The following is a 24,600-nucleotide window of genomic DNA, read 5'->3' on the forward strand; positions in this document are numbered from 1 at the left end:
CGATCGACCCGCGCAGCGGCCTGCGGCGAAGGCACCATCTCGACGATGCAGCTTTTCAGAACGCCATCCGCAAGGCGGCAAGGGCGGCAGGCCTTTCCCAGCGGGTAACACCGCACACATTGCGTCATTCATTCGCCACCCATCTGCTGGTAGGCGGGGCCGACATCAGAACTGTACAGGAACTGCTTGGCCATGCCGATGTCGCCACCACGATGATCTACACCCATGTACTCAACCGGCCGGGGCTTGCGGTGCGAAGCCCGCTCGACAACCTTTAATTCGGAAAATTGTCGATTTTTCTTGGGAGAATACAGCTCATCAGGTTCCAGTTTGCGCTCTTTACCTGTCTCCCGCAGCCTTTGAACAATGTTTCTATGAAAAAAGAATGGTGCCCACTATTGACGACCGGCCTCATCACCGCTTACTCCCCCCTGTTTCATGCCATCAAGATAATCAGCCCACTGTTGCTATCATATTTGAAAAAGCAAAAGTCAAGAAAAAGTTAACCACTCAGCGCTCTTCCAATTTGACGCTGATAAATTATGGGGGCTAACCCTGAAACGGGTAACGCAAGCTTCAGACGCAGCAACGCCGATTTTCACGGCCTCGCAGGAGAGGGCGGTATTGTCAGCAAAAAGGAACGGCATAAAGGAACCAGGCAGCAGGATCAGCCTCAACAACCTGGGCAGCAGCGAGTCTATCAAGTAATCTTTTTGTTGCCGTCCGTTGTGCGTTTTTGTTATAAGGGCCGCTATCCACTGATTATGGCGAGATCTGCAACAGATAAGAAATAACTGATTTCAACAGCAGCGGAAAATCTTTTGCGAAGTAAATGCACCCGAAGAGCTCGAAAAAATCAGAAAGGAAGATTGCACATGACCGTAAAGGCGCTTTCGTTTGTAGCAAAGTCCGGCACCGGCAAGACGACCCTGATGGAAAAGGTCATCGCCCTGTTGAAGCAGAGAGGTTACCGGGTGGGCGTTATCAAGCATGACGCCCACCGTTTCGACATCGATCACCCGGGGAAGGACAGCTATCGCCTGGCCGCTGCCGGCGCCGACGTCATGCTGATCTCTTCTCCCGAAAAACTGGCGCTCGTGAAAAAACACCCCTCATCCCCGGCGCTTGAGGAACTTATCGAGTCCTACTGCACCGACGTGGATATCGTTTTGACCGAGGGATTCAAACATGGTTCGCTGCCGAAAATCGAGCTGCATCGTCAAGAGCGGAGCGTCACGCTGATCTGCCGGGGGGAGGAGAACGATCCGACGCTTTTGGCGGTGGCAAGCGATGAACCGCTTGCACTCGATGTACCGGTGCTCGATCTTAACGATGCGGCAGCGGTCGTTGACTTTATCGAGGAGAAATTTCTGAAATGAGAGACCCCGCGTCCCCACTACAGGTGCGCTCCAAAATCTGGCTGGAGATCGACGGCGAACCGGTTTTCGGCCGGGGGCGAGAAGAGTTGCTGCGCCTGATTCAGAAAGGAAGTTCGATCAATGCCGCGGCGAAGCAGATGGGAATTCCCTACCGCAAGGTATGGACGTACATTGATGCCATGGAAAAGCGACTCGGTTTTTCCCTGGTAATCCGGCAAAAAGGGGGGGTTGGCGGAGGAGCCTCCTCCCTAACCCCCGAGGCGGTTCTGATGCTGGATAAATTCACCGCGCTGCAACGGGGAATGAATGAGCTGATCGACTACAAGTTCCGGGAGCTTTTTTTATGACCGCCGTTAGGCGGTTTTGTTATAACTGGTAAAGAGGCGACTTGCAGGTCGTAGCCTGCCCGCGGATTTGCGGAGGGAGCTTATCTAATCCAGGGAAGGACCAGCGAAAGGAGAAATGATTCATGCGTTATGGATTGGTTCTGTGGGCGGCTTTGTTTTTATCGGCTCTGCCCGTTTTTTGTCCAAACGCCAATGCCGGTGAAGACCTGCTGGTTTTTGCCGGCGCCGCCAGTCAGCCCCCGACCGAGGAGGCGGCTGCTGCCTTTGAAAAAAAGACCGGGCTCGGGGTTGATCTTATTTTCGGCGGCTCGGGGTTCGTTCTTTCCCAGATGATGCTTGCCCAAAAGGGGGACATCTACTTTCCCGGTTCATCGGATTTCATGGAGATTGCCAGAAAAAAAGGGGCGATTGTTGCCGAAACCGAGCAAAAGGTGGCTTACCTTGTCCTGGCTATCAACGTGCAGAAGGGAAATCCCAAGGGAATTCATAACCTCCGCGACCTGATCAAACCGGGGATCAGTGTGGCCATCGCCAATCCCGAAGGGGTTTGCGTCGGACTCTACGCTGTGGAAACCATCGAGAAGGAGTTTTCCCCGGCCGAGAAGGCCGCCTTCAAAAAGAATCTGGTAAACTACACGGAAAGCTGCGAGAAAACCGCCACGGCTATCTCGCTGAAAGCGGTGGATGCGGTCCTCGGCTGGAGCGTCTTTCAACACTGGGATCCGGCGCGGATTGAAACCATCCCGCTGAAGAAAAGCGAAATATTACGCATCGGCTATATCCCGGTTGCCGTGGCATCCTACAGCAAAAACCAGGCGCGTGCCCGACAGTTTATCGCTTTTCTCCTTTCCGAAGAAGGAAAGGCGATCTATCGCAAGTACCATTACTTCATGTCTCCCGAAGAGGCGAGCGTCTGGATCGGCGCCAAAAAGCCGGTCGGCGGCGAATATGCGCTGCCGGCGGAATGGCGGCCCAAATGAGCCTGCGCCGGGTTTCGATCCTTTTCGCGTTCAGCACTTTCGCGCTCTTTGCGGTGCTGGTGCTGTCGCTGTTTTATTTTTACCGGGGCGGGCTGTTTATGGAGACCCTGCTTGCGGAAAGAACGCTCTTTTCCATCCGCCTCAGCGTCTTTTCGGCGACCGTGGCGGCGCTTCTTGCCACCGCCCTTGCCGTTCCGTCAGCCTATGCACTGTCGCGCTGCGACTTTCCGGGAAAGGATGCCATCGACACCATACTGGAGCTGCCGCTGATCGTCTCTCCCGCCGCCCTCGGCGCGATGCTCCTGATTTTCTTCAGCAACCCGCTCGGAAACTGGATACAGACCCGCGGGATGCAGTTCGTTTTCGATAGCAACGGGATTATCCTTGCCCAGTTCGTAACAACGCTCGGCGTCGCTACCCGCCTGACCAAGGCGGCGATGGACGAGATCCCCAGGCGCTACGAAGATGTGGCGCGCACCCTGGGCGCTTCTCCTGCCGCCGCCTTTTTCAATGTTACCCTGCCCTTGTGCAAACGGGGGCTGATTGCGGCGTTCATCCTCTCCTGGGCGAAGGCCCTGGGGGAATTCGGCGCCACCATTACGCTGGCCGGGACGATGGCGATGAAAACCGAAACTCTGCCGGTGGCGATCTTCATGAAGCTTTCCACCGCCGATATCGACGGAACCGTCGTGCTGATCCTCATCATGACGGCCATCGGCGTCGGCACCCTGTATGCGGTCAGGCTGATCGGCCGAAAGGGGATGCATGCTTGAGTTAAGGGATGTTGCGGTGCAAGCGGGGGATTTTTCCCTCGGCGGCATCTCGCTTAAGGTAGCTCAGGGGAGCTGTCATGTCATTGTCGGCGCCACCGGCAGCGGCAAAACGCTGCTGCTGGAGTCAATCCTCGGGTTGAAAAGACCCTCGCGGGGAAGCATCCTGCTTTCTGGCAGGGAGATCACCGACCAGCCTTTGGAAAAGCGGGGAATCTCCTATGTTCCCCAGGATCTGGCGCTTTTCCCCCATCTGACGGTGGAGGACAACATCCTCTATGGCCTGCGGATGAAGGGCGTCCAAGACCCGGAACATGGCCGGATGGTGGAGATGCTGATCGAGACCGTCGGCATCAAGGAGCTGCTGCAGCGGTCGATCAAGAATCTGAGCGGCGGCGAGCGGCAGCGGGTTGCCTTAGTCAGGGCGATCGCCGCCGGCAACAATCATCTGCTCCTGGACGAACCGTTCTCGGCGTTGCACCAGGGGCTGCGGCGGGAGCTCTGGTATCTGCTCAAGGAGCTGCAGAAACGCTTTTCGCTTACCGTGCTGATGGTGACCCACGATATGGAGGAGGCTTTTTTCCTCGGCGAGCGGGTCACGGTCATGATCGACGGCGCCATCCGCCAGACCGGGACGGCGAGGGATGTTTACGAAAAACCGGCGGATATAGAGGTGGCCCGGTTCTTCGGCATTGGCAACATCTTTGTCTGTCGGGTGAAAGCGCTGACCGCATCGGCGCTGCATGTCGTCTGTGATTCGCTGAGAGTGGAACTGACCATCCCGATGAGCGCCGCCCGCTTACGCCCTCCCGCAATAGGCGCCCCTTGCACATTGGGGATCAGACCGGAAAATGTCATGGTGCTGAGAGCCGATCGCCCGAGTCATTCTCAGGAGAACCTGCTTGCCGGAATCCTGACCGGCATCCTGCTCAAGGGCGCCTCCCATACCCTGCTTTTCCTGCCTGCGGGAAGCGCAACCGTTGTGGAGATTGAAGTCCCCGATTATGTATTGAAAAAATTGCAGTTGCACGTCGGGGACGGCATTTCGATTTTTTTCAAGGGCGAAACCCTGTTTTTACTGTGATTGAGGGGATTAAAAAGTGCAAACTGAGGAATTTTTATGAACAAAATTATGTTGGTAGAGCGGATTCACCCGGCAGGGGAGGCGATGCTGGCAAAAAAGGCTAAACTGGTCTATCCGCAGCCGCAAAATCTGGAAGGCATTCTGAGCGCAATCGGCGATTGCAACGCCCTCGTGGTCAGGAATACGAAAATTACCCGGCAGATCATGGAAGCGGCGCCGCAGCTTGCTGTGATCGGGCGGCATGGCGTGGGCTATGACACCGTTGATATCGCCGCGGCCGCTGATTTGGGGATAACGGTCGTTTACACCCCGGCTGCCAATACGGAAAGCGTGGTGGAGATTGCCATCGGCTTTATCATCTGTCTCGGGCGAAAAATCGTTGAAGCGCATGCCGTGATGCAATCCGAACAATTGCTCAGCGACACAGCAACCATGCCGATCCTGACTCGTCAAAAAGGGTTGATCAATGCCGATCTATGGGGAAAAACGCTGGGCGTGGTCGGGGTCGGCAGAATCGGTTCCTCTGTGGCGAAGAGAATGAAAGCGGCCTTCAACATGCGCGTTTTGGGCTATGATCCCTATGTGGATGAGGAGACGCTCTCCGGCTATGGAGTGCAGAAAATGTCTTGTCTCAAGGAGATGCTTCCCCAGTGCGATTTTGTCAACATTCATTGTTCAGGAGGCGCGAAAACGCGCCATCTGCTCGATGCGGGCATGCTGGCCCTGATGAAGAAGGATGCCTACCTGATCAACACGGCGCGCGGCACCGTGGTAGATGAGGCCGCGCTGATTGACGCGCTCCAAAGCAAGCAGCTCGCCGGCGCGGCCCTCGATGTCTATGACCCGGAGCCGCCGCGGCCGGGAAATCCGCTGCTGCACATGAAAAACGTAATCGTTACGCCGCATTTCTGTGCGATGACCGAAGAGAGCCTGTACAATATGGCGACGATGGTAGCCCAAGGGGTCGTGGATGTGCTGGAGGGCCGGCAGCCGCAGTATCCGGTAATATAGCGACCATTTCCTATAGCTCGTCTGGCGTTTCAACTGCCGCGAACACCTTTGTATGTTCTATCAGCGCCTGCCTTGATCATCTGAGCCGTGGCGATTGCGTTAGTCCCGAGGGCGATCAGTTCGACCGAGTCTCTATATGTTTCCCGCAAATACTTGATCAGGGTGGCCCCGTTTCCTCCCCCCTGACCGTCGATCACATGGATGGATTTCGACAAGCGTCTCTCTCCTTTTTCAATTTCAAGAAAGCTTGGGATATTCGAAATCAGGGCTATTTTTCAAGCTGGGACGGGTGAGAGTCGCCCTCAATTACGGTCGCCTGGTTCTGTTCGAGAAATATTTTTGAAGCAAAGAAATCAACCTCGATGATTTTCCCCTGCACTGCCTTGCGTTCCCCGAAAAGCGTCTCTATCTCCAGATTGTCGCCATCCACTCTGAAGTGCGCGATATCCTTCATGATAAGTGGACCATTTTCGTTATTAAAGTAGGCCGACGCCAAACACATTTTAAAGTACCTCCTTTTCAAAAATCATTAGCTGGAATATTTTCCCTCGGTCTTTGCGAGGATGAAGTCCATTATCTCTTTGATTTCATTGGCTGCCGCTCCCTGTTTCGGAACACGACCATCCACGCTGGCCATGAAAATCTCCTGATCAAGATACACGCAGCCGATAACCTTGATGCCCCTTTGGGCGAGTTCTGCTTCGAGCCTTTGCCTGATTTCTTCATTGGGGATTTTATTCAGCACCGCCCAGGTATTTTTTATGCCGCTTACCTGGGACATGCCATGAATCTTTGTTGCCATCTCCATTGATTCCAGAGGCGGTTCGACAACGATCAGCACATTGTCTATGCTCGTTTCCACCCCGCGGCCGAAATGCTCGACCCCGGCTTCCATATCGACGATCACCAGCTCGCCGTCTTTGACGGAGATCTTCTTCAGGAATTCCCGGCTTAAGACCCCCATCGGGCAGGCGCAGCCTTCCAGCGACTGCATGATTTTTCCGATGCTGACCAGCATTATCCGGTCCTGCTGCAGCAAATGCCCGGCGGGAATTTCGTCAACCGGGATTTTGGCCTCGGCAAATATTTCGAGCTTTTTCATATTCTGCTTCAAGCCGGCTTTCCCGCCGAACAGCTCCATAAGCGGCAAGGGCGGCCGCTCAAACCCCAGCATTCTGTAGAGTCCCGAATTAGATTCGTCGGAATCCACTACCAGCACGCGGCGGCCCCTGTTGCTTGCTTCATTCGCCAATAGCGTCACAATCGTGCTTTTACCGCTGCCGCCTTTGGCGCATACCGATATCTTCATGCCTTTTATTTCTCCTTCGAAAAATGCTGCTGTTCGTTCATGGCCTTTTTTAATTCTTCTTCCAGGTCTTCAAGTTCCTGCCACATCGAAGGCTTGACCGAATGTGCCGGCCACCGCGCCTTCAGCTCGGCAATCCGTTCCTCTATCTCTCTTACCTTTTCGGCGTTCAATTATGATCCTCATAAATATGCGTCAGCACTGGAGCAAATTAAAATTTCTCCGAGAACAACACCAAGGCATGGGGATTGGCGATGATGATCTGCTCCCTTTTGGATTTGACCCAGCCTTTCTTTTCCCACGCGCTCATTGTTCGGCTGACGGTAGAAAGGGTGGTTCCGGTGTAATCGGCCAGTTCCTGACGGCTTATCGGAAAATCGATCAGTATTTCGTCGCCTATTCTCCTGCCGGACTGTTTCATAAGCCTGAGCAGGGAACGCGCGATGCGCTGCTCTACCTGTTCAGCGAAGAGCTCCAGGTAGCGATTCTGGAGTTCTTCGAGACGATCCAGGGAGTTGCGAATCATGTTCAGTGACAGCTGCGGATATGAGGCCATCAGCTTCAGCATCGTCTGTTTGTCCCATTCGACAACCTGCGTTACGCCGATCGCCTCGGCGGATACAGGGTACTCCCGCCCCTGCAATACCGCTACCATCGCCGCAAATTCTCCCGGGCCGATGTAGCGTATCAAAACCTCTTTGCCTAGTTCATGGAGCTTGCCGAGTTTCAGACGCCCCGCGACAACGAGGAAAGAACGGGTTGCCGGATCGCCCTGACGAAAAAGAACAGCCCCTGTTTGCAGGTCATGCAGGCGGCCTTGCCTGACAATCTCCTCTCCCTGTTCCGTCGGTATGCCGAGCAAGAAATCTGATCCGCTTAATGCGGAGCTTAATGTTTCCAAATCGGCTTCTTTCATCAAGATGATCTCTTGTATGTCTCTGATTTTAGGTAGCGACACGGCATGCCGTGCCCCTGCTATTTACCGAATTCGGCTTTTATTTTTGCCGCCAGTTCCCGGCTTCTGGCTGCTGCAAGGGTGAAAACATCTTCGGTCGGAGCGCCCTGCCATTCTACCGGACTCATGAAATCCCATTTGAGTTTCTCCGTCAGCGTCTCCAGCTCGCGCTGAGCGCCGCCCGACCAGCCGAAGGAACCAAAGCGCAGCACCTTTTTATTCATCACCTTCTTGCGGGCAAACATATCGAGCACCCAGGCCATCGGGGGAAACATCCGGTATTCGTAGGTAGGCATCCCGATTATCAGCCCTGCCGACTTCCACGCCGAGGCCAGAATAAAGCCGATGTCATCCTTCGGCGTTCGGTAAACGTGAACGGGAATTCCCTCGCTCCGGGCGCCCTGGATCATTGCGGCGACGACCTTTTCGGTGTTTCCGTACATGCTCGACCAGATGACCGTTATCTCCGGCTCCGCCGGACCGTTCATATAGCGCGCCAGGAGTGAATAGGCAGCGATGATCGCCCCGGGATTTTCCCGCCAGACAATGCCGTGGGAGGGCGCGATGATTTTGATGTCGAGATTTTTGAGCAGGCTGATCGCCTTTTCAACAAAGGAGGAGAAAGCGGCCACGATGTTTGCGTAGTAGCGCAGGGCCTCCTGCATGAAGAAATCGTACTGATCGGAGGAGAGCTGGTCATCGAAAATCGTGTCGGTTATGGCGCCGTAAGAACCAAAGGCGTCGCAGGAGAAGAGGACTCCCGAACTGCTCTCGAAGGTCACCATTGTTTCCGGCCAGTGCAGGTTCGGCGCCTCGTAAAATGTCAGCATTTTCCCGGCGCCAAGATCAAGCGTATCGCCCGTTTTCACTATATGAACATTTTTTTCTATTCCACAGAATGCCTTCAGTACGGCTGCCCCCTTGGCGGTAATGTAAAATTCCAGATCGGGATTTCTCCGGTAAAATTCCGGCAGCCAGCTAGTGTGATCCGGCTCCATGTGATTTATAATCAGGCAGTCTATGTCTGTCGGTTTCAGAGATAAAGAGGCCAGGGCCTGTTCGTACTCGGCGGGTTTTTCGCCGATATCCTCCACCAGATCGATCAGCGCGGTTGTCTTCCCGCGGACAACGTAGGAATTGATCGAGATTCCGTCCGGGATCGGCCACATCCCCTCAAAAAGCAAATCTCCGGATAAGTTGACCCCCAACCGATATATGCCGTCCGTAATTTTTTCGCCTTTCATAACCTTTTCCTCCGCTATCTAAATGGGAACTATTTCTTATCTTTTTTTATCTTTCCATTTTTCCCGGCTGCATGCGTTGCTTCAAGAAAATGCAGCCAGTCAGACATCTGTTGAATATTTTTTGACATATACCAACGGCCATTGGCAAAAACACCGTAATCAGCTCCCCCCATAGCCGAGGCAAAACGTGTAGAGTTTGCGTAGAAAAGCCACTGTTCGACCCACATCCGCTCGATTGCCTCGTTGAAAATGCTGTCATTCTTTGCAAGCCCTTGGGCAAGGCCTTTTTCCCAGGCGGAAAGAATGATGTCCGTGGCGGTTCTGGTCATCTGGTTGGTGGTCTCGATGGATTTTTCCAGACGGGCAAAATGACCGTCCACCCAGGAAGTTGCATGGCACTGAAGGCAGATTGTCTGCAGGGAGGCGCGCCGCTTTTCCTGCTCTTTTTTATCGATCAGATAAACGGCCGCCGCTTCTCCCGTTAGTTCTGTCGGCAGGGGGAGCCCCGCCTTGTTCCTGATGATTGTGGTATCGGGGGACAGGGGATGCGGGTGGGCGTATATCAGACCGAACAGACGCCAGGGGCTTCGGTCGTTCATCTGGTGGCTCCTTTTGGCGACAACATCACCCGCTTCGTTTACAAGGAGGCTTGCGTGGCAGGTCGCGCAGGTCGGTGCGGTGAAATCCTTGCCGAGAGTCCAGGGCACAGCCCCGAAGTTCCACTTGTCGCCGGTTGATTCGTAGAGATTCCCGTGCTTGCTTGCCTGATAAACCTTGTAAGCCGGGACGTCAGGGCCCTTGTGGCACGCCGAGCAGGTCGCCGGTTTGCGGGCCATCTCGATCGAAAAGGCGTGGCGGGTGTGACAAGCGGAGCAGGCCCCTTTGGTGCCATCCGGATTTATCCGCCCGACACCGCCACTCGGCCAGCCGGAAAGAACCGGGAATTCCATCTCGCCCATGGCTGTCTCGCGGCTCCTGCTGCCCGTGACCTCAACCTTCGTACCGTGACAGTAGATGCAGGAATCCTCCTCGGTAAGCTTGTCAACAGAGGTGAGCCGGGCGTGGGCGCCATCAAATTTCTGCAGGCTGTTGGCGGCATCCATCAGGCTTTTATAAACGGGGTTTTTCAAGAGGTTGCCATGCGCCTCGGACATGATGTTCCGGGAGTACTCGTCCGTTTCCTGAGGGTGACAGGTTGCGCAATCCCCGGGAGTGACCACAATATGCACCTTGAAGCCGTTATGGTTGAACGTGTCTTTGTGGGCATCCGGATTCAGGGCGTGGCATTCCGCGCAACCGACAAAAATAGTTTCCAGCCCCCGGGGCTGGTCTTTAAATGAGACCCGCCGTTCCAGAAGCGGTTTTTTTATTGCCTCTGCCGGGGTTACGGTTGCATGATGGCTTTTTTGCCAGTCTGACACAATGCCTGGAGTTACGTTCTCGTGACAGCCAAGGCAGGTTTTTGTTGCTTCGCTGAGCGCAGCGGCCCCTGATTGTGCGGAAAATACCAATATTGAAACCGACATTAACAGAATCCAGAAAATAACGGTGTGCCTCTTCTTCATAACGGCCTCCTGAATATTTTATGTTGGTTCCGCTTTCCAATTGCTCAGGCGTGAAGGAGTCTTGCAGGGGCATATCAACCCCTTGTCTTGCCGTTCTGATGGATGGTTACGGCAAGGTTGTCGCGGTGGATCGCCTCGTCGTAGTCCTTGTAGCCAAGGGCCGACTCAATTTGCGAGCTCTTCAAGCCGATGATTTTCCGCATGTCTTCGGAACCGTAGTTGACAAGCCCCTTGGCGATTGTGTTTCCCGTCAAATCAACGCAACTGACAGGATCTCCCAAAGCGAACTCCCCTTCTACCTGGTTTATTCCTGAGGGCAAAAGGCTTTTTCCATCCCGCACTATCGCTGCCTTGGCCCCGTCGTCCACAAGCAGACGTCCGCGGGAACGCAGTGTGAAGGCAATCCAGTATTTTCGGCTGTTCAGATGATCCGCGGAAGGAAGGAAGAGGGTGCCCACCTCCTTGCCATCCATGATTTCCTGAAGGACTCCCTTCCGCTTGCCGGGGGCGATAATGTAAGGGGTGCCGATGGCAATAACCTTTTTCGCGGCCAGAACCTTGCTTTTCATGCCGCCAATCCCCGCACTGGTGCCTTCATCGCTCGCGGCATTTTCTATTTCCTCGGTTATTTCGGTCACCAGGGTGATCAGCTTTGCTTTTTGGGAGTGGCTCGGATTCTGATCGTAGAGGCCGTTTGTACTTGTCAGATTGACGACAAGATGCGCCTCGACGATATTGGCGCACATCGCGGCCAGATTGTCGTTGTCTCCGAACTTTATCTCTTCGACGGCGACTGTGTCATTCTCGTTGATGACCGGGATTACCCCCCAGTCCAGCAATTGAAACAGGGTGTTGCGAATATTGAGAAACCGCTTGCGGTCGGTGATATCGCTCATCGTCAGCAGCACCTGGCCGACAAAGAGCCCGTGTTTGCCGAAAGCGTTGGAATATACCCGCATCAGTCTTCCCTGTCCTACCGCCGCCGCCGCCTGCTTCTGCGGCAGGCTTTTCAGTTTTCCTTCGATTCCCAGCCGGTGTTTGCCGGAGGCAATGGCCCCGGAACTGACAAAAATTACCTGAAATCCCTGCTCGCGCAGGGCAGCGATGTCGGAAACCAGTTGTTCGATTACTTCAAGGTCAATGCCGTCCTCGCCTGTCAGGACGGCGCTGCCGACCTTGACGATAATTCTTTTGACATTGCCAAGCTGTTCTTTGCGTGTCATAATTTACCGCTCCTCAAAGGGACTTTCTCCTCTTAGCCTGTCCATCCCGAACAAAATGGAAACAAAGGCGCTATTGATCAACGATGTCCTGTGATTCGCCTGTTTTTTCTTCCCGTGAAATCAGCAAGACCATCTCGCGGATTAACTCCGGAACGCCTTTTCCCGTTACCGCCGAAAAGAGGAATAACTTTATGCCTTTTTCGGCGAAGATGTCAATTTCCTTTTTTAAGCGCTCCTCGGTTATGGGAAGATCGAGCTTGCCGATGGCAACGATCTGGGGTTTTGCGAGCATCTCCGGGCTGAAAAATTCGAGTTCCCGGTTGATCAGTTCATAATCATGCCAGGCGCCGCGGCTCTCTTCGGGCGATATGTCGATTATATGCAACAAAACCGAGGTGCGCTCGACATGACGCAGAAACCTTATGCCCATGCCCTGCCCCGTATGGGCGCCCTCTATCAGTCCCGGAATGTCGGCGACCACGAACGATTCATGTTCTCCGAACTGGACAACGCCCAGATTGGGAATCAGCGTTGTAAAAGGGTAGTCGGCGATTTTGGGCCGGGCCGCGGATATTCTTGAAATAAGTGTGGATTTTCCGACATTGGGAAGTCCGACAATCCCGACGTCGGCAAGAAGCTTCAGCTCCAGGGTGATCCAGCGCTCCTCCCCCTCTATCCCCGGTTGGGCGAAGCGCGGCGTCTGCCGGGTGGCGGTGGCAAATCTCGCGTTTCCCCGACCTCCCATGCCCCCTTTGGCGACTATGCAGACGGCGCCGTCAACAGTCAGGTCGGCAAGCAGCTCGCCGGTCTCCGCTTCCCGGATTACCGTCCCCACCGGAACAAGTATCTCCACGTTCTCCGAGTCCCTGCCCGTTCGCTTGCTTCCCTCGCCGTGTCCTCCATGTTTTGCAACGTAGTGCTGGCGAAACTTGAGATCAAGCAGTGTACGTCTGCTCAGGGAGGCCCGGATGCTTACATCTCCACCATGTCCTCCGTCGCCGCCGTCCGGTCCGCCGTGGGGAACATACTTTTCCCGGCGGAAACTGACGCAGCCTCGCCCTCCGTCGCCGGCCTTGACATAAATTTTCGCTTCATCAATAAATTTCATCTTAAAATGCACCTCATATAAACTAAAAAGATGCCGTCCCGCACTGACGAGGGATATTGGAACGGGCATTTTCCCCTGAAAGCATGATCTTAAGCAACTGATCTAAATAAATTTTTCGTGATACTGGAAAACATTCTGCATCCAGCGCTCAATTTTGGAGAGGACAAGCATAAGCCGCGCTGTTTTTGTGAGGCTTATCTAAAGGGGGCAGGAATGGAGCGGCGAAAAGAGAATTGGCATTGCGCCTCCCTAACCGGCTGCGCAAACTGGCGGAAAAAAAAGAGCGGCAGGAGGTCGCCCAAGCTCTCCACCTGCCGCTATCGGAAAAATTATTCATGGGATAACATTGGCTGACAAAATCCGCCTGGATGTCCAACCCCCGGTATTTGAGGGAAAGAGGCCAATGGCGCCGCTGGTGTCCGCAGAGCAGTCAACCGCATTACGCATCAGCGTAAACGCTTATTTTCTGTCTCTTTTTATCAAGCCGCTCGAATTTTACGAAGCCGTCGATCAGGGAGTAAATGGTGTAGTCCTTGCCCAGCCCCACATTTTTCCCCTGATGGAAGACAGTGCCCAATTGCCGCACGATAATGGTTCCGGCCGTTATCTTTTCACCGCCGAACCTCTTTACGCCCCGCCGCTGGGAATTGCTGTCTCTTCCATTCCGGGAGCTTCCCTGTCCTTTTTTATGTGCCATAGCGTCTTCCCCCTAAATGGATATTTCCTTGATTTTCATGCTGGTCAGTTCCTGACGGTGACCAGTTTTTTTGTGATAGCCCTTCCTTTTTTTCATCTTGAAGACGACTATCTTGTCACCCTTTGTCTGACAGACTATTTCGCCGGTCACCCTGGCGCCCTCAACAACGGGCCTGCCGATCCGGATATCATCGTCCTTGCCGACCATGAGAACCTGGTCAAAAACGACCGTATCCCCTTTTGCGCCATTTATCTTCTCAATGGCCACCACGTCTCCTTCAGAGACCCTTTGCTGCTTGCCGCCTGTTTTTATCACTGCATACATGGCTCATATCCCTCTAAAAAAATTTGAACGTGGATGATACCGAAAGGAAGGCACTTTTGTCAAGACAATTTATCAGCTTGCTGCGTGGGCAATAAATTTATCACCCCAGAAAAATTTTCCGATCGTCAGCTCCGGCGAAAGCGGCTGCGCGCACGGCAGTTTTGACAATGCGAAACCGGTGGGATTCCTCGTCGGTGAATCCGAAAAGCGCGGTCAGAAGTTCCGTGGGACGGATTGTGCCCATTGCGCCGGCGTTCGCAGCAAGGTGAATAACCCCTGCGGCTTTATCGAGCGTCATTGCCGCCACGAACTGGCGAATATCTTTGATGTTTTCTTTAGGGGAAGGGGCGCCGGCCTTGGGAGCGTTTCCCCGGTTGACCAGAAAATGCCGCTCCGCCAGAAAGCGCTGCATTGCTTCCTCAATTCGCTCCAGGTTGCCTTCCTCCATTTTATCCGGTAAAACAATCGTATAATTAAACCCCGTTGTCAGTTTGGCAAGGGAATAGTCGTTGGGAAACAGTTCCCGGATTGCCGTCACCCTTACACCCTCCGGAAGGCCGCCGTTGATCAGGTTCGGGAGCTCGGGAAGGGCGATTGCGGGATCATGGATGCGGATGTCGGCCAGCTCGCAATGGCTTTCCATGCCGACCGACGTGGCCGCGGAAAACGAGATCAGCGGATGGGGGTGAAAGCCCTGGGAATAGGCGAAAAAGATGCCGCCCATCATCATCGCCCGGCTGAGCGCAGACGAAAGTTCCAGGTGGGAAAGAAACCGCGCCGCGGCAAGTTTCGTAAAGCGCAGGCGAAAACTTCGCTCCCGCCCGGCAGAAAGCGGCGCTTTTGCGAAGGTGGAAATAAACTGACCGGCCGGAGCGTCCTTGGGGGCGGTAACGACCCGGATGGTTTTATGGTCGCAGACGCCGCAGTTGCTGCACGGGCCGGTGCGGCAGTCCGGCGTTGCCGTTTCTGTCTTGGCTTTTGCGGCTTCGGCAAGGAGGAATTCACGGCTTACGCCGCAGTCGATAATTCCCCAGGGCAGTTTTTCGTCAGTGGACCGTTCCCGCAGATAAGAAGCGGCGTCGATTCCTGTCCGGCGCAGGGCCTCCTCCCACAAATCAAAACGGAGCTTGTCACCCCAGCCGTCGAACCGGCAGCCAAGCCGGTACGCCTGTTCGATCAGCGCCCCGGTTTCCGCTCCCGCGCGGGAAAAAATGCCTTCGAGCTGGCTCATCCGGGCATCGTGCCATTTGACGCTGATACTGCGGTTTTTGAGACGCTGTTTGAAGAAATCCTGCCTTTCGTTTATTTCCTCGATCCCGATCTGGCGCTCCCACTGGAAAGGGGTGTGCGGTTTCGGGACAAAGCTTGAGAGGCTCACCGTGACCTGTCCCCGGTTTTTTGCCGTCCGCAGCACCTTGTGGGCAAGCTCGATGATGCCTTCGAGATCCTCCTGACGTTCCCCGGGAAGGCCCAGCATGAAGTAGAGTTTCACCCCCCGCCAGCCGGCCGCAAATACCCGCTCTGTCGTTGTCAGCAGCGCCTCCTCGGTGTTCCCCTTGTTGATTGCATCCCGCAGCCGCTGGGTGCCCGCTTCCGGGGCGAGGGTAAAGCTGGTTTTCCGGACCCGCTTGATATCCTCGATTAGCCGGGGGGTGATTGTCTCAGCGCGCAGCGAGGGCAGGGCCATCGCGATGCGCTGGGGATAATAACGGTCCATCAGTGTCGCCAGCAGCGATTCGATGTGGGAATAGTCTCCGGAACTGAGCGAGAGCAGTGATATTTCGTTATGACCGGTCGCTTTCAGCATCCCTTCGGCCATTTCCTCGAGTACGAAGGGCGTTCTTTCCCGAACCGGACGCCATACCATTCCCGCCTGGCAAAAGCGGCAGCCCCGGGTACAGCCCCGGGCGATCTCCAGGCTTATCCGGTCGTGAATAGTCTTCATCAGCGGCACGATGGGGGCAAGCGGTTCGCGCCATCTGCCGGGATCGGCGATTATCCGCTTTTTTATCCGTTCGTTTTCCTGATGGACGGATGGAACGTAGATTCCCGGGATGGCGGCCAGAGCCGCCAGTTGTTCCTCCCTTTTTCCGCCGCGACTTCGCACCTCCCGTACCGCAAGCGCTATTTCCGAGATGACCTCCTCTCCCTCGCCGATGACAAAAAGGTCGATAAAATCGGTAAGCGGGGCAGGGTTGAACGCCGCGGGGCCGCCGGCGACTATCAGCGGGTGCGTGTCTCCCCGTTCTCCCCGCTTCAGGGGGATCCCTCCCAGATCGAGCATCATCAGGATATTCGTATAGGAGAGCTCGTACTGGAGGGAAAAGCCGACGATGTCGAAGGCAAAAAGCGGGCGGCGTGATTCCAGCGAGCAGAGGGGAAGTCCGTTCTGGCGGAGTTTTTCCTCCATGTCCGGCCAGGGGGCGTAACAGCGTTCGCAGAGGACATCCGGCATCCGGTTGAGAATCCCGTACAGTATTTGGAGCCCGAGATGCGACATCCCGATTTCGTAAACGTCCGGGAAGGCAAGGGCGAAACTGAGACGTCCTGCCGGATCCTTGCGGACGGCGTTCAATTCGCCTCCCTTGTAGCGGCTCGGTTTTTCGACGGAAAGAAGGAGGTCGTCAAGATTAATTGCTGGAAAATTGGTCATTTACTTCCTTTTCTTGCAGAAAGTCTGCATAAAAGCGGTTCGTTATTTTGGCTGCGTTCAGTAACATTTTAGCAACAGGACTGCAATCAGGTTTATTTTTTATGTTTTTTATTGACAGTCTTTACGGTGTCGTTTAGTGTTCCAAAAGAGCTTTTTTGCGGGAGTGGGCGACCATTCTTCCGGTTTGGTTCCATCCCCTTGAGCAAACGCCATGTTGGGGGCAAGAAAAGCTAAGGTTGAAAATGAACCATGGTATCGGGCAAACACTGCAAAGCCGTGCGAAAGATGGCAAGGGGGGGCTGTAGTGAAAGAATCGGCGACCGAGGTGCTCTTGCCGAAAGAGGAAATTATGGGCCGGGTAGCAGAATTGGCGGCCGCCATAACCCGAGATTATCAGGGGAAGAATCTGCTCGTAGTCGGCGTTCTCAAAGGCGCCTTCATTTTTATGGCTGATCTGCTCCGCATGATCCAGGTTCCCAGTGCCGTTGATTTTGTCCGGATTGCGAGTTACGGAAGAAATCAGGAAAGTTCGGGACGGATAGTGCTGGGCAAGGATGTCGAGACGCCGGTTGCGGGGCGCGATCTGCTGATTGTGGAGGATATATTGGATACGGGCTTCACCCTTTCTTCCCTTGTTGATATTATGAAGCAACGGCAGCCGGCGTCGCTGAAGGTCTGTGTCCTGCTCGACAAGCCGTCCCGAAGGCGCGTGCCCTTTACTGCCGATTACGTCGGCTTTTCCATTCCTGATGAGTTTGTTGTCGGGTACGGGCTTGATTATGACGAAAAATATCGTTATTTTCCTGAAGTACGCGTATTAAGGGAAAATTAAATAAGCGAAGCTGAATGTTTATAAATTGCCTGAATGTAAGGAGGGGCTATGATTATTCAGTGCCCGAAGTGTGAAACCCAGTACAGATTTGATGATTCTTTGCTTGCGAGCGACGGCGTCTGGGTGCGCTGCAGCCGCTGCCAGAATGTTTTTTTCCAGCCGCAACCGTCCAACCACCGCCTGGGGGAGTCGGACGAGATTGCTTCGGTCAGAATCAGCGATGCCAAGAGGGCGCCCGATGATCGTTTTCCTCCGGGCAACGGAACCATGGGCAATACAGACGAGAAAATCACGCAGGCGCCGCCGCTTCCCGGGCAGCCTTTAGCGGAAAGTGAGCCGGTGATCGATGTTAAAAGCGACCCCTTGGCGGGCTTCCCTGATCACGATATAAAGCCTGAGGATTTGTCGCTCCTTGGTCAGGTGAATGAAACAGAGGAGGAGCTCCGGGAGAAGGTTGCCAAACCGCAGCAACGACCCAAAAAGCGGCGACGCTGGGGAAGAATCATCCTGGCGCTGATTGCGCTCCTTTTATTCATCGCGATTGTCGCAGGCGCCGTTGTTTTGTTCGTCTCTCCTGAGATCAGACGTGAAGCGCTGCAGGAGGCTGCTCCCTATCTCAAGGGTATTCCCGTTTTGGAAAACCTTGTTCCGGTAGAGAAGACTGATACAAGGGCGCCGTTTGAATCCTTGCTGGTAAAGGATCTGCGCCAGCGTACCGTCACGAACATCATCACGGGCAGTCTCCATGTTATTGAGGGGGTTGTCGTGAATCAGGCCGCCTATCCGGTTTCCGGAATAAAAGTGCGCCTGGTCGTTGTCGACCCCTATGATGTTGTCCTCGGGCAAAAGATAGTCTATTGCGGCAATACTCTGACGGACGAGGAACTGGGGGCAATGACGGAGGCAGAGATTCAGCGGGAGCTGTCGATTCCCCAGGGAAGCGACTTTTCCGGCGAGCGGGTTTTGCCGAACGGTGAAATCCCCTTCATGATTGTCTTCATGCAGGAGCAAACCGGGGCGCTCAAGACGTCCGTTACCATCGCGGGCGCAGAGCGAGCCTTATGATTTTGACGCGCTCTGCATAGATTTTCATCATGTTACAGGGAAAAGAGGAAGGAAGCATGAAAAAAAAGATATTGATCACGCGGGAGGTATTCGCGGAGGCGCTGGATTTGCTGGCGGCTCATTTCGAGGTTGAGGCCAATCAGGAAGACAGGGTGCTTACCGCCGAGGAATTGGCGAAGAGGCTTGCCGACAAGGACGGGGCGATGATCGCCCTGACCGAGCGGATCGACGGGGAGCTGCTCGGCCGCTGCCCGCGCCTGAAGGCGGTCTGCAATATCGCCGTCGGCTACAACAATATAGATCTTGCCGCCTGCAGCGCCCATGGCGTCATGGCCACGAACACCCCCGGCGTTCTGGACGATACAACCGCCGATTTCACCTGGACGCTGATTCTCGCCGCGGCCCGCCGGCTGACCGAGGCGGAGCGGTACCTCCGGGACGGTAAATGGGAAAAGTGGAAGCTGAAGCAGTTGCTGGGTCTTGACATCCATCAGGCCACGCTGGGAATCATCGGCATGGGAAGAATCGGGCAGGCCGTGGCGCGCCGGGCGCTCGGATTCGACATGGAGGTGCTCTACCACAATCAAAACCGCGTTTCGCCGGAGCTCGAATCAGCCTGCCGGGCGCGCTATGTATCAAAAGAGGAACTCCTGAGCCGTGCGGACATCGTTACCCTCCATGTGCCTTACAACCAGCAGACCCATCATCTGATCGGCGCGCAGGAGCTGTCGCGGATGAAAAAATCCGCGATTCTCATCAATGCCGCCCGGGGGGGGGTGGTTGATGACAAAGCCCTCATCGCGGCGCTGCGCTCGGGGACAATAGCGGGCGCCGGGCTGGATGTCTTTGAGGGGGAACCGGCGCTGAATCCGGGATTCCGGGAGCTGACCAACGTGGTGCTTTCGCCCCATATCGCCAGTTCTTCCGAGAAAACCCGTCTGAGAATGGCGATGAAGGCTGCGGAAAACCTCGTTGCCGCCCTGACTGCCGGCAATCCCCCGGACCTGCTTAATCCGGAGGTCAAACATGGATAGACCGCTTTCCGCCTTGAGCCTGATTGACGCGGTTAAGGGAATTGCGGAAAAGCGTTTCACCTCCGAAGAATACACGCAGGCGTTGCTTGCGAGAATTAGCCTTTATGACGAAGAAATCCGCGTCTGGGCTTGGTTTGATCCCGAGGCGGCGCTCACAGCCGCCCGTATTTCCGATCGCCGCCTCAAGGGGGGGGAGGCGCCCGGCCCGCTGCAGGGGATACCCGTCGGGGTGAAGGATATCTTCGCTACTGCCGGAGTGCCGACGGAAATGGGTTCTGCGGCATTCGCCGGCAATATTCCTGAAAAATCGGCCCGCGTGGTGGAACGACTCCAGGAGCAGGGCGCCTTTGTAATGGGAAAGACCGTTACCGCGGAGTGTGCCTTTTACGCGCCCGGCAAGACTCGCAATCCCTGGAACATACTCCATACGCCGGGCGGCTCTTCCAGTGGCTCGGCGGCGGCAGTTGCCGCCGGTTTTGTCCCCGCCGCCATCGGAACGCAGACCAACGGCTCCGTCATCCGCCCCGCCGCTTTTTGCGGGATAGTGGGCTTCAAACCGACCCAGGGGGTTATCCCGGTAGAGGGGGCGCTGACATTCAGCCACACGCTGGATCAGCCGGGCGTATTTACCCGCAGCGTCGCAGATGCCGCCTGGTTTGCGGCTTCACTGTCCGCCGAAAATGCACACATCTCCCCCGCCGTAGTCAAACGCGGCGCCGCGCCGTTTTTGGCGGCAGTAAAGACCCCAGTCTGGGAGCAGGCCGACGAACACGCCCGGCAAAATTTTCAAAACACCATCGAAAAATTGCGAACAGGCGGCGCCCATGTTGAAGAGTGTGAACTGCCGGAGAGCTTTGAGCTTGCGCAAGGAACAATCCAGACGCTCATGGCGGCCGAAGCGGCCTTTAACATGGAGGAACTTGCCCTTCAGCATGCCCCGCTTTTGAGCGCAACCCTGCGGGACATCATTGCCAAAGGAGCAAAGATCGGGGTTGTTGCCTATCAGCGGGCCCTTTCCCAGCGCCTTTGCCTCCGCGATGAACTGAGGCTTTTTCTTGCCCGGTTCGACGCCATCATTACCCCGCCCGCAACAGGCGAGGCGCCGGCCACCCTTGCCCAGACGGGCAACCCCGCCTTCTGCTCCATCTGGAGTCTCTGCGGCGTTCCGGCAGTCACCATCCCGACGGGCCAAGGTCCCCTGGGCCTGCCCCTGGGTTTGCAGATTGTCGGCGCCGCGGGGAATGACGATCTTGTCTTGTCCACGGCCCTGTGGTGCGAAGAGCGGCTGCCCTTTCCCGTCTGGGCTCCTTTCCATGCAAGCGGTAATGATGTATGTTGAAATTTCAAGCTTTATCTTTGATAGTTCAATGATAATTAGCAATTTCCGGAGGAATCGCCAGGAACGCGACCACCTCGAAAGCGTTCACGCCGGCAAAGACTGGAGCGCTCAAGAAAATGCAGGCAAGGAAAAAAGAAGCCAACGATAAGACAAGGTCCTTGTACCCGCGTGGGATGTTTTCTGAAAGCATGTTGTCCTCCTTCCCGATGATTGCTGATTGACTACGTTAATTATTTCCCCTATAATATCACAGAAAAACAGTGTCAACATCATTGTCTGCTCATCTCCAGAGGGGGGACTTTATGAGTCTGCATGCAAAACTGCAACAACTCGCCGCCAATCATCAAGCAATCCGTGTGGGACTAATCGGCGCCGGCAAGTTTGGTTCTATGTACCTGGCGCAACTGCCCAATATCCCCGGCGTTCATTTGGTCGGCATCGCCGATCTCTCGCCCGCAGGGGCCAAACGCAACCTGGCGCGCGTTGGCTGGAAGGAGCAGCAATCCGCTGCTCCTTCCCTCGATGACGCGCTAAAAACGGGGCTCACCTGCATTTCCGAAGATTGGGAGGCGCTGGTCAAACATCCGGCCCTTGACGTCATCGTTGAATGCACGGGACAGCCACTCGCCGCGGTTGAACACTGCCTGCTCGCTTTCAGGCATGGCAAACACGTCGTCAACGTGACAGTCGAAGCCGATGCCTTTTGCGGTCCCCTGCTCGCCCGGAAGGCTGCGGAAGCGGGGGTGGTCTATTCACTGGCCTTCGGCGATCAGCCGGCCCTGATTTGCGATTTGGTGGATTGGGCAAGGACGTGCGGTTTTCCGGTTGTTGCCGCCGGTCGCGGCCATAAGTGGCTCCCCCACTTCAATCAATCCACGCCCGATACCGTCTGGGGCTATTACGGGCTCACGCCGGAGCAGGCGGCGCGGGGCGGCTTGAACCCGAAGATGTTCAACAGTTTTCTGGATGGCTCTAAACCTGCCATTGAGAGCGCCGCCGTCGCCAATGCCACCGGATTGTCTGTGCCCAGCAATGGCTTGCTTTACCCTCCGGCCAGCGTTGAGGATATTCCCTATGTAACCCGCCCGATTTCCGAGGGCGGCGTTCTGGAAAAAAAGGGAATGGTCGAAGTCATTTCCTCGCTGGAGGTGGACGGCAGAAAGATCCCCTATGACATCCGCATGGGTGTTTGGGTGACAGTGGAGGCCGAGACAGAATACATCAAAAACTGTTTTGAGGAATACAACGCCCATACGGATCCCAGTGGAAGATATTTCACCCTCTATAAGCGCTGGCATCTGATCGGCCTGGAGGTTGGCATGTCGGTGGCGAGCGTGGCGTTGCGCAGGGAGGCAACGGGCTCAGCCGAATGCTGGAATGCCGATGTGGCGGCAACCGCCAAAAGCGATCTGCAGCCGGGAACTATCCTCGATGGTGAAGGCGGTTACACCGTCTGGGGGAAATTGCTGCCGGCCGAAAAATCGGTCGCCCTGGGCGGATTGCCCTTGGGACTCGCCCATGACGTCAAAGTCATCCGTCCGGTTAAGCAAGGCCAGATGCTCTGCTGGGATGATGTAGCGATGGATGAGACAACGCGTGCCTACAAGCTTCGTCGGGAGCTGGAAAAACTATTTGCATAGCGCTTCGGAAAACCTTCTTGACAAGCCATTTTCATTTTGTTATGGGTGACTCCACAAACAGGAGCGAAAAGCGCAGTTTAATGTTCATAAACGGGAAGAGCCATGAATAATCAGTTTATTAAGAAATCAGAGATTGATCTTTACGCGTTATCGCTTATATCGGGCGTAGTAGTAGTAATTATCCCCGGGAGGGTTGCTGCTCGGCGTCTTTGACACAATCAAATAGAAGATGCGAGCCGCGACCCCGCAAAGGATCGCGGCTTTTTTGTTTTTAGGGGCTGCGGTTTGACAATTAAAACCAGGGGCCCGGCACGTGCGCCCCAACAGGGAAAACAGCGTAAACAGGGATTAACAGCTACTGCAAGAAGGGAATTTTGAAATGAAAACCATTGGCGCGGACATTGTTTTACAAGTTCTGGAAGAAGAAGGGGTGGAAGCGATTTTCGGGTATCCGGGGGCCAACACCCTGCCCCTCAATGATCGGCTTGCCGACAGTCCCATCCGCCACTACCTGATGCGCCACGAACAGGCGGCGGCGCACGCTGCCGACGGCTATGCCCGGGTAACCGGCAAAACGGGCGTATGCCTTGCCACATCAGGCCCCGGCGCTACCAATCTCGTGACCGGCATTGCCACCGCCTACATGGATTCCACCCCGCTGGTTGCGATCACCGCCCAGGTGAACAGCGAACTCTGGGGCCGGGATGCCTTTCAGGAGACGGACATCATCGGGATTACGATGCCCATCACCAAGCACAGCTTCATGGTGCGGGACCCCGAGCAGATTGCCTCATCCCTGCGCAGCGCCTTTCGCCTGGCCCGCTCGGGCAGGCCCGGCCCGGTTCTGCTCGACATCCCCCGGGATATTCTCGGCACCCCTGACAGCGGCAACGAACGCAGCATTCCGGAAAACACACCGCTGCCGTATGAAAACGGCGAGGCGCTTGTCCGGATTGCCGAGGCGCTCAATCGTAGCGAACGGCCGATCATCCTGATCGGCGGGGGAATCAAACTTGGCGATGCCTGCGACCTGGCAACCGCTTTCGTCAAGAAAACCGGCATACCCTTTGTTTCCACGATGATGGGCATCGGCTCGATCATCTCCGGCAACGGCTACGACCTCGGCTTCATCGGCACCCACGGAAACCAACTTGCCAACAGCATGATTCACCAGTCCGATTTCATTCTCGCCCTGGGCTCCCGCTTTACTGAGCGGAGTACCTCCGTCATTGCCAAGTTCGCGCCGCTGGCGTCGGTCGCCCAGATCGATATCGACCCCACCTCGATCGGGAAAAACATCAAGGTCGATTTTCAATGGATAGGTGATATCAAAGACGCCCTTGTCGCTCTTTCCGAACTTGTGCCTCCCCGTGATCGCTCCCAGTGGGAAACAAGAATAAACGAGGAACGGGCGCTGTCGGCGGCAAAAGAGGGCGATGACGGTTGCGGGGAGGCGGGTTTGCTGATTCGCAAAATTCAGGCCGCGCTGCCCCGGGACGCGATTGTCATTCCCGATGTGGGACTCAACCAGATATGGACCGTCCGCTCCTGGCAGTGTCGTTCTCCCCGCAGCCTCATTACCACCGGCGGCATGGGGACAATGGGCTTCTCCCTCCCCGCCGCGATCGGCGTGAAAATCGGCGCCCCTGAGCGGGAAGTGGTGACTGTCAGCGGCGATGGCGGTTTTTTGATGAATATCCAGGAGCTGGCGACAATCAGCTCGTACTGTCTGCCGCTCAAGATCGTTGTCCTCAATAACGGCCATCTCGGAATGATCCGGCAGATGCAGGATCTCTTTTTTGAAGCGCGTTTTACAAACTGCGCCCTCGGCGACACGGTCGATCTTGTCGCCGTCGCGCGCGGCTTCGGCATCCCCGCCGAACGGATTCCCGTGCATGGCAACCCGGACGCGGCAATCGCGCGGATGAAAGAGGCGAAAGGCCCCTATCTTGTGGAGGCGGTCATCGATCAGGACACCTACGTCTATCCGATCATTCCTCCGGGCAAGTCAAACGTGGAGATGATTTCCGGCAAATAAACAACG

Annotated in this window: 26 protein-coding genes; 13 read left to right on the forward strand and 13 right to left on the reverse strand. The window is 55.5% G+C overall.

The annotated features are described in order from the left end of the window. Positions 1 to 2 precede the first annotated feature (2 nt). From K0B01_01560 to K0B01_01590, 7 genes are all read left to right on the forward strand, one after another. On the forward strand, positions 3 to 278 hold the full coding sequence (locus tag K0B01_01560) for a tyrosine-type recombinase/integrase (protein ID MBW6484823.1): 276 nt from the start codon (positions 3 to 5) through the stop codon (positions 276 to 278). 597 nt (positions 279 to 875) lie between these two features. Continuing rightward, positions 876 to 1,379: a molybdopterin-guanine dinucleotide biosynthesis protein B gene (mobB, locus tag K0B01_01565; GenBank protein MBW6484824.1), complete on the forward strand. Its 504-nt coding sequence runs from the start codon at positions 876 to 878 to the stop codon at positions 1,377 to 1,379. Beyond that, the gene (locus tag K0B01_01570; protein MBW6484825.1) at positions 1,376 to 1,726 is read left to right on the forward strand and encodes a LysR family transcriptional regulator; all 351 of its coding nucleotides are present in this window, start codon (positions 1,376 to 1,378) and stop codon (positions 1,724 to 1,726) included. Before mobB ends, K0B01_01570 begins: the two co-directional genes overlap by 4 nt. Before the next feature lie 122 nt (positions 1,727 to 1,848). Continuing rightward, on the forward strand, positions 1,849 to 2,706 hold the full coding sequence (locus K0B01_01575; protein MBW6484826.1) for an extracellular solute-binding protein: 858 nt from the start codon (positions 1,849 to 1,851) through the stop codon (positions 2,704 to 2,706). Beyond that, a complete protein-coding gene (locus K0B01_01580) occupies positions 2,703 to 3,479 on the forward strand; it encodes an ABC transporter permease (GenBank protein ID MBW6484827.1) in 777 nt (258 codons plus the stop codon). The genes K0B01_01575 and K0B01_01580 overlap by 4 nt, the downstream gene beginning before the upstream one ends. Then, positions 3,472 to 4,560 carry an ABC transporter ATP-binding protein gene (locus K0B01_01585; GenBank protein ID MBW6484828.1) on the forward strand — a complete coding sequence of 363 codons (1,089 nt, stop codon included), beginning with the start codon at positions 3,472 to 3,474 and terminating at the stop codon, positions 4,558 to 4,560. The genes K0B01_01580 and K0B01_01585 overlap by 8 nt, the downstream gene beginning before the upstream one ends. 36 nt (positions 4,561 to 4,596) lie before the next feature. Beyond that, complete coding sequence (locus K0B01_01590) at positions 4,597 to 5,571, forward strand: hydroxyacid dehydrogenase (GenBank protein ID MBW6484829.1); 975 nt, start codon at positions 4,597 to 4,599, stop codon at positions 5,569 to 5,571. A 29-nt stretch (positions 5,572 to 5,600) separates the two neighbouring features. Here K0B01_01590 and K0B01_01595 read toward each other — a convergent pair whose 3' ends face one another. From K0B01_01595 to K0B01_01650, 12 genes are all read right to left on the reverse strand, one after another. Further along, positions 5,601 to 5,774 carry a DUF3842 family protein gene (locus K0B01_01595; protein MBW6484830.1) on the reverse strand — a complete coding sequence of 58 codons (174 nt, stop codon included), beginning with the start codon at positions 5,772 to 5,774 and terminating at the stop codon, positions 5,601 to 5,603. A 65-nt stretch (positions 5,775 to 5,839) separates the two neighbouring features. Continuing rightward, the gene (locus K0B01_01600) at positions 5,840 to 6,073 is read right to left on the reverse strand and encodes a CooT family nickel-binding protein (GenBank protein ID MBW6484831.1); all 234 of its coding nucleotides are present in this window, start codon (positions 6,071 to 6,073) and stop codon (positions 5,840 to 5,842) included. Between the two features lie 27 nt (positions 6,074 to 6,100). Continuing rightward, positions 6,101 to 6,880 (reverse strand): AAA family ATPase, encoded by a 780-nt coding sequence (locus K0B01_01605; GenBank protein MBW6484832.1) that lies wholly within the window; start codon positions 6,878 to 6,880, stop codon positions 6,101 to 6,103. 5 nt (positions 6,881 to 6,885) lie between these two features. Further along, complete coding sequence (locus K0B01_01610; GenBank protein MBW6484833.1) at positions 6,886 to 7,050, reverse strand: hypothetical protein; 165 nt, start codon at positions 7,048 to 7,050, stop codon at positions 6,886 to 6,888. A gap of 38 nt (positions 7,051 to 7,088) precedes the next feature. Beyond that, positions 7,089 to 7,793 carry a Crp/Fnr family transcriptional regulator gene (locus tag K0B01_01615; protein MBW6484834.1) on the reverse strand — a complete coding sequence of 235 codons (705 nt, stop codon included), beginning with the start codon at positions 7,791 to 7,793 and terminating at the stop codon, positions 7,089 to 7,091. Positions 7,794 to 7,852: 59 nt separating this feature from the next. Beyond that, entirely contained in the window at positions 7,853 to 9,076 is a 1,224-nt protein-coding gene (locus K0B01_01620) for an FprA family A-type flavoprotein (protein ID MBW6484835.1), read from the reverse strand. A gap of 29 nt (positions 9,077 to 9,105) precedes the next feature. Further along, positions 9,106 to 10,641 (reverse strand): hydroxylamine oxidase, encoded by a 1,536-nt coding sequence (locus K0B01_01625; protein MBW6484836.1) that lies wholly within the window; start codon positions 10,639 to 10,641, stop codon positions 9,106 to 9,108. Positions 10,642 to 10,715: 74 nt separating this feature from the next. Beyond that, positions 10,716 to 11,864 (reverse strand): glutamate 5-kinase, encoded by a 1,149-nt coding sequence (gene proB / locus K0B01_01630; protein ID MBW6484837.1) that lies wholly within the window; start codon positions 11,862 to 11,864, stop codon positions 10,716 to 10,718. A gap of 70 nt (positions 11,865 to 11,934) precedes the next feature. Next, positions 11,935 to 12,972 (reverse strand): GTPase ObgE, encoded by a 1,038-nt coding sequence (gene obgE, locus K0B01_01635; protein MBW6484838.1) that lies wholly within the window; start codon positions 12,970 to 12,972, stop codon positions 11,935 to 11,937. Positions 12,973 to 13,411: 439 nt separating this feature from the next. Next, positions 13,412 to 13,669: a 50S ribosomal protein L27 gene (gene rpmA / locus K0B01_01640; protein MBW6484839.1), complete on the reverse strand. Its 258-nt coding sequence runs from the start codon at positions 13,667 to 13,669 to the stop codon at positions 13,412 to 13,414. Between the two features lie 12 nt (positions 13,670 to 13,681). Beyond that, positions 13,682 to 13,993: a 50S ribosomal protein L21 gene (gene rplU, locus K0B01_01645; protein ID MBW6484840.1), complete on the reverse strand. Its 312-nt coding sequence runs from the start codon at positions 13,991 to 13,993 to the stop codon at positions 13,682 to 13,684. Positions 13,994 to 14,093: 100 nt separating this feature from the next. After that, on the reverse strand, positions 14,094 to 16,646 hold the full coding sequence (locus K0B01_01650) for a TIGR03960 family B12-binding radical SAM protein (GenBank protein ID MBW6484841.1): 2,553 nt from the start codon (positions 16,644 to 16,646) through the stop codon (positions 14,094 to 14,096). 211 nt (positions 16,647 to 16,857) lie between these two features. Between K0B01_01650 and hpt the strand changes: the two genes are divergently transcribed. The 4 genes from hpt to K0B01_01670 are packed head-to-tail and all read left to right on the forward strand — an operon-like array spanning position 16,858 to position 20,916. After that, complete coding sequence (gene hpt, locus K0B01_01655) at positions 16,858 to 17,478, forward strand: hypoxanthine phosphoribosyltransferase (GenBank protein ID MBW6484842.1); 621 nt, start codon at positions 16,858 to 16,860, stop codon at positions 17,476 to 17,478. A gap of 48 nt (positions 17,479 to 17,526) precedes the next feature. Next, positions 17,527 to 18,543: a zinc-ribbon domain-containing protein gene (locus K0B01_01660; GenBank protein ID MBW6484843.1), complete on the forward strand. Its 1,017-nt coding sequence runs from the start codon at positions 17,527 to 17,529 to the stop codon at positions 18,541 to 18,543. 56 nt (positions 18,544 to 18,599) lie between these two features. After that, on the forward strand, positions 18,600 to 19,577 hold the full coding sequence (locus K0B01_01665) for a D-glycerate dehydrogenase (GenBank protein MBW6484844.1): 978 nt from the start codon (positions 18,600 to 18,602) through the stop codon (positions 19,575 to 19,577). Continuing rightward, positions 19,570 to 20,916, forward strand: coding sequence for an amidase (locus tag K0B01_01670; protein MBW6484845.1), 1,347 nt, complete (start codon positions 19,570 to 19,572; stop codon positions 20,914 to 20,916). Before K0B01_01665 ends, K0B01_01670 begins: the two co-directional genes overlap by 8 nt. A gap of 25 nt (positions 20,917 to 20,941) precedes the next feature. Here K0B01_01670 and K0B01_01675 read toward each other — a convergent pair whose 3' ends face one another. Continuing rightward, positions 20,942 to 21,106 carry a hypothetical protein gene (locus K0B01_01675; protein ID MBW6484846.1) on the reverse strand — a complete coding sequence of 55 codons (165 nt, stop codon included), beginning with the start codon at positions 21,104 to 21,106 and terminating at the stop codon, positions 20,942 to 20,944. 112 nt (positions 21,107 to 21,218) lie between these two features. On the opposite strand from K0B01_01675, the gene K0B01_01680 reads away from it, so the two are divergent. Together K0B01_01680 and ilvB are read left to right on the forward strand one after the other, a co-directional pair. Beyond that, positions 21,219 to 22,556 (forward strand): Gfo/Idh/MocA family oxidoreductase, encoded by a 1,338-nt coding sequence (locus K0B01_01680; GenBank protein MBW6484847.1) that lies wholly within the window; start codon positions 21,219 to 21,221, stop codon positions 22,554 to 22,556. Between the two features lie 379 nt (positions 22,557 to 22,935). Further along, positions 22,936 to 24,594, forward strand: a complete 1,659-nt coding sequence (gene ilvB / locus K0B01_01685) for a biosynthetic-type acetolactate synthase large subunit (protein ID MBW6484848.1) — start codon at positions 22,936 to 22,938, stop codon at positions 24,592 to 24,594. Positions 24,595 to 24,600 lie beyond the last annotated feature (6 nt).

It is taken from the genome of Syntrophobacterales bacterium (assembly GCA_019429105.1).
Lineage (GTDB): Bacteria > Desulfobacterota > Syntrophia > Syntrophales > UBA5619 > DYTH01.

Excerpts from the sequence above, each read along its gene's own strand:
- mobB (MBW6484824.1), top strand. The coding sequence starts at position 876 with ATGACCGTAAAGGCGCTTTCGTTTGTAGCAAAGTCCGGCACCGGCAAG.
- K0B01_01570 (MBW6484825.1), top strand. The coding sequence starts at position 1,376 with ATGAGAGACCCCGCGTCCCCACTACAGGTGCGCTCCAAAATCTGGCTG.
- K0B01_01575 (MBW6484826.1), top strand. The coding sequence starts at position 1,849 with ATGCGTTATGGATTGGTTCTGTGGGCGGCTTTGTTTTTATCGGCTCTG.
- K0B01_01580 (MBW6484827.1), top strand. The coding sequence starts at position 2,703 with ATGAGCCTGCGCCGGGTTTCGATCCTTTTCGCGTTCAGCACTTTCGCG.
- K0B01_01585 (MBW6484828.1), top strand. The coding sequence starts at position 3,472 with ATGCTTGAGTTAAGGGATGTTGCGGTGCAAGCGGGGGATTTTTCCCTC.
- K0B01_01590 (MBW6484829.1), top strand. The coding sequence starts at position 4,597 with ATGAACAAAATTATGTTGGTAGAGCGGATTCACCCGGCAGGGGAGGCG.
- K0B01_01600 (MBW6484831.1), bottom strand. The coding sequence starts at position 6,073 with ATGTGTTTGGCGTCGGCCTACTTTAATAACGAAAATGGTCCACTTATC.
- K0B01_01605 (MBW6484832.1), bottom strand. The coding sequence starts at position 6,880 with ATGAAGATATCGGTATGCGCCAAAGGCGGCAGCGGTAAAAGCACGATT.
- K0B01_01615 (MBW6484834.1), bottom strand. The coding sequence starts at position 7,793 with ATGAAAGAAGCCGATTTGGAAACATTAAGCTCCGCATTAAGCGGATCA.
- K0B01_01620 (MBW6484835.1), bottom strand. The coding sequence starts at position 9,076 with ATGAAAGGCGAAAAAATTACGGACGGCATATATCGGTTGGGGGTCAAC.
- K0B01_01625 (MBW6484836.1), bottom strand. The coding sequence starts at position 10,641 with ATGAAGAAGAGGCACACCGTTATTTTCTGGATTCTGTTAATGTCGGTT.
- proB (MBW6484837.1), bottom strand. The coding sequence starts at position 11,864 with ATGACACGCAAAGAACAGCTTGGCAATGTCAAAAGAATTATCGTCAAG.
- obgE (MBW6484838.1), bottom strand. The coding sequence starts at position 12,972 with ATGAAATTTATTGATGAAGCGAAAATTTATGTCAAGGCCGGCGACGGA.
- rpmA (MBW6484839.1), bottom strand. The coding sequence starts at position 13,669 with ATGGCACATAAAAAAGGACAGGGAAGCTCCCGGAATGGAAGAGACAGC.
- rplU (MBW6484840.1), bottom strand. The coding sequence starts at position 13,993 with ATGTATGCAGTGATAAAAACAGGCGGCAAGCAGCAAAGGGTCTCTGAA.
- K0B01_01650 (MBW6484841.1), bottom strand. The coding sequence starts at position 16,646 with ATGACCAATTTTCCAGCAATTAATCTTGACGACCTCCTTCTTTCCGTC.
- hpt (MBW6484842.1), top strand. The coding sequence starts at position 16,858 with ATGTTGGGGGCAAGAAAAGCTAAGGTTGAAAATGAACCATGGTATCGG.
- K0B01_01660 (MBW6484843.1), top strand. The coding sequence starts at position 17,527 with ATGATTATTCAGTGCCCGAAGTGTGAAACCCAGTACAGATTTGATGAT.
- K0B01_01665 (MBW6484844.1), top strand. The coding sequence starts at position 18,600 with ATGAAAAAAAAGATATTGATCACGCGGGAGGTATTCGCGGAGGCGCTG.
- K0B01_01670 (MBW6484845.1), top strand. The coding sequence starts at position 19,570 with ATGGATAGACCGCTTTCCGCCTTGAGCCTGATTGACGCGGTTAAGGGA.
- K0B01_01675 (MBW6484846.1), bottom strand. The coding sequence starts at position 21,106 with ATGCTTTCAGAAAACATCCCACGCGGGTACAAGGACCTTGTCTTATCG.
- K0B01_01680 (MBW6484847.1), top strand. The coding sequence starts at position 21,219 with ATGAGTCTGCATGCAAAACTGCAACAACTCGCCGCCAATCATCAAGCA.
- ilvB (MBW6484848.1), top strand. The coding sequence starts at position 22,936 with ATGAAAACCATTGGCGCGGACATTGTTTTACAAGTTCTGGAAGAAGAA.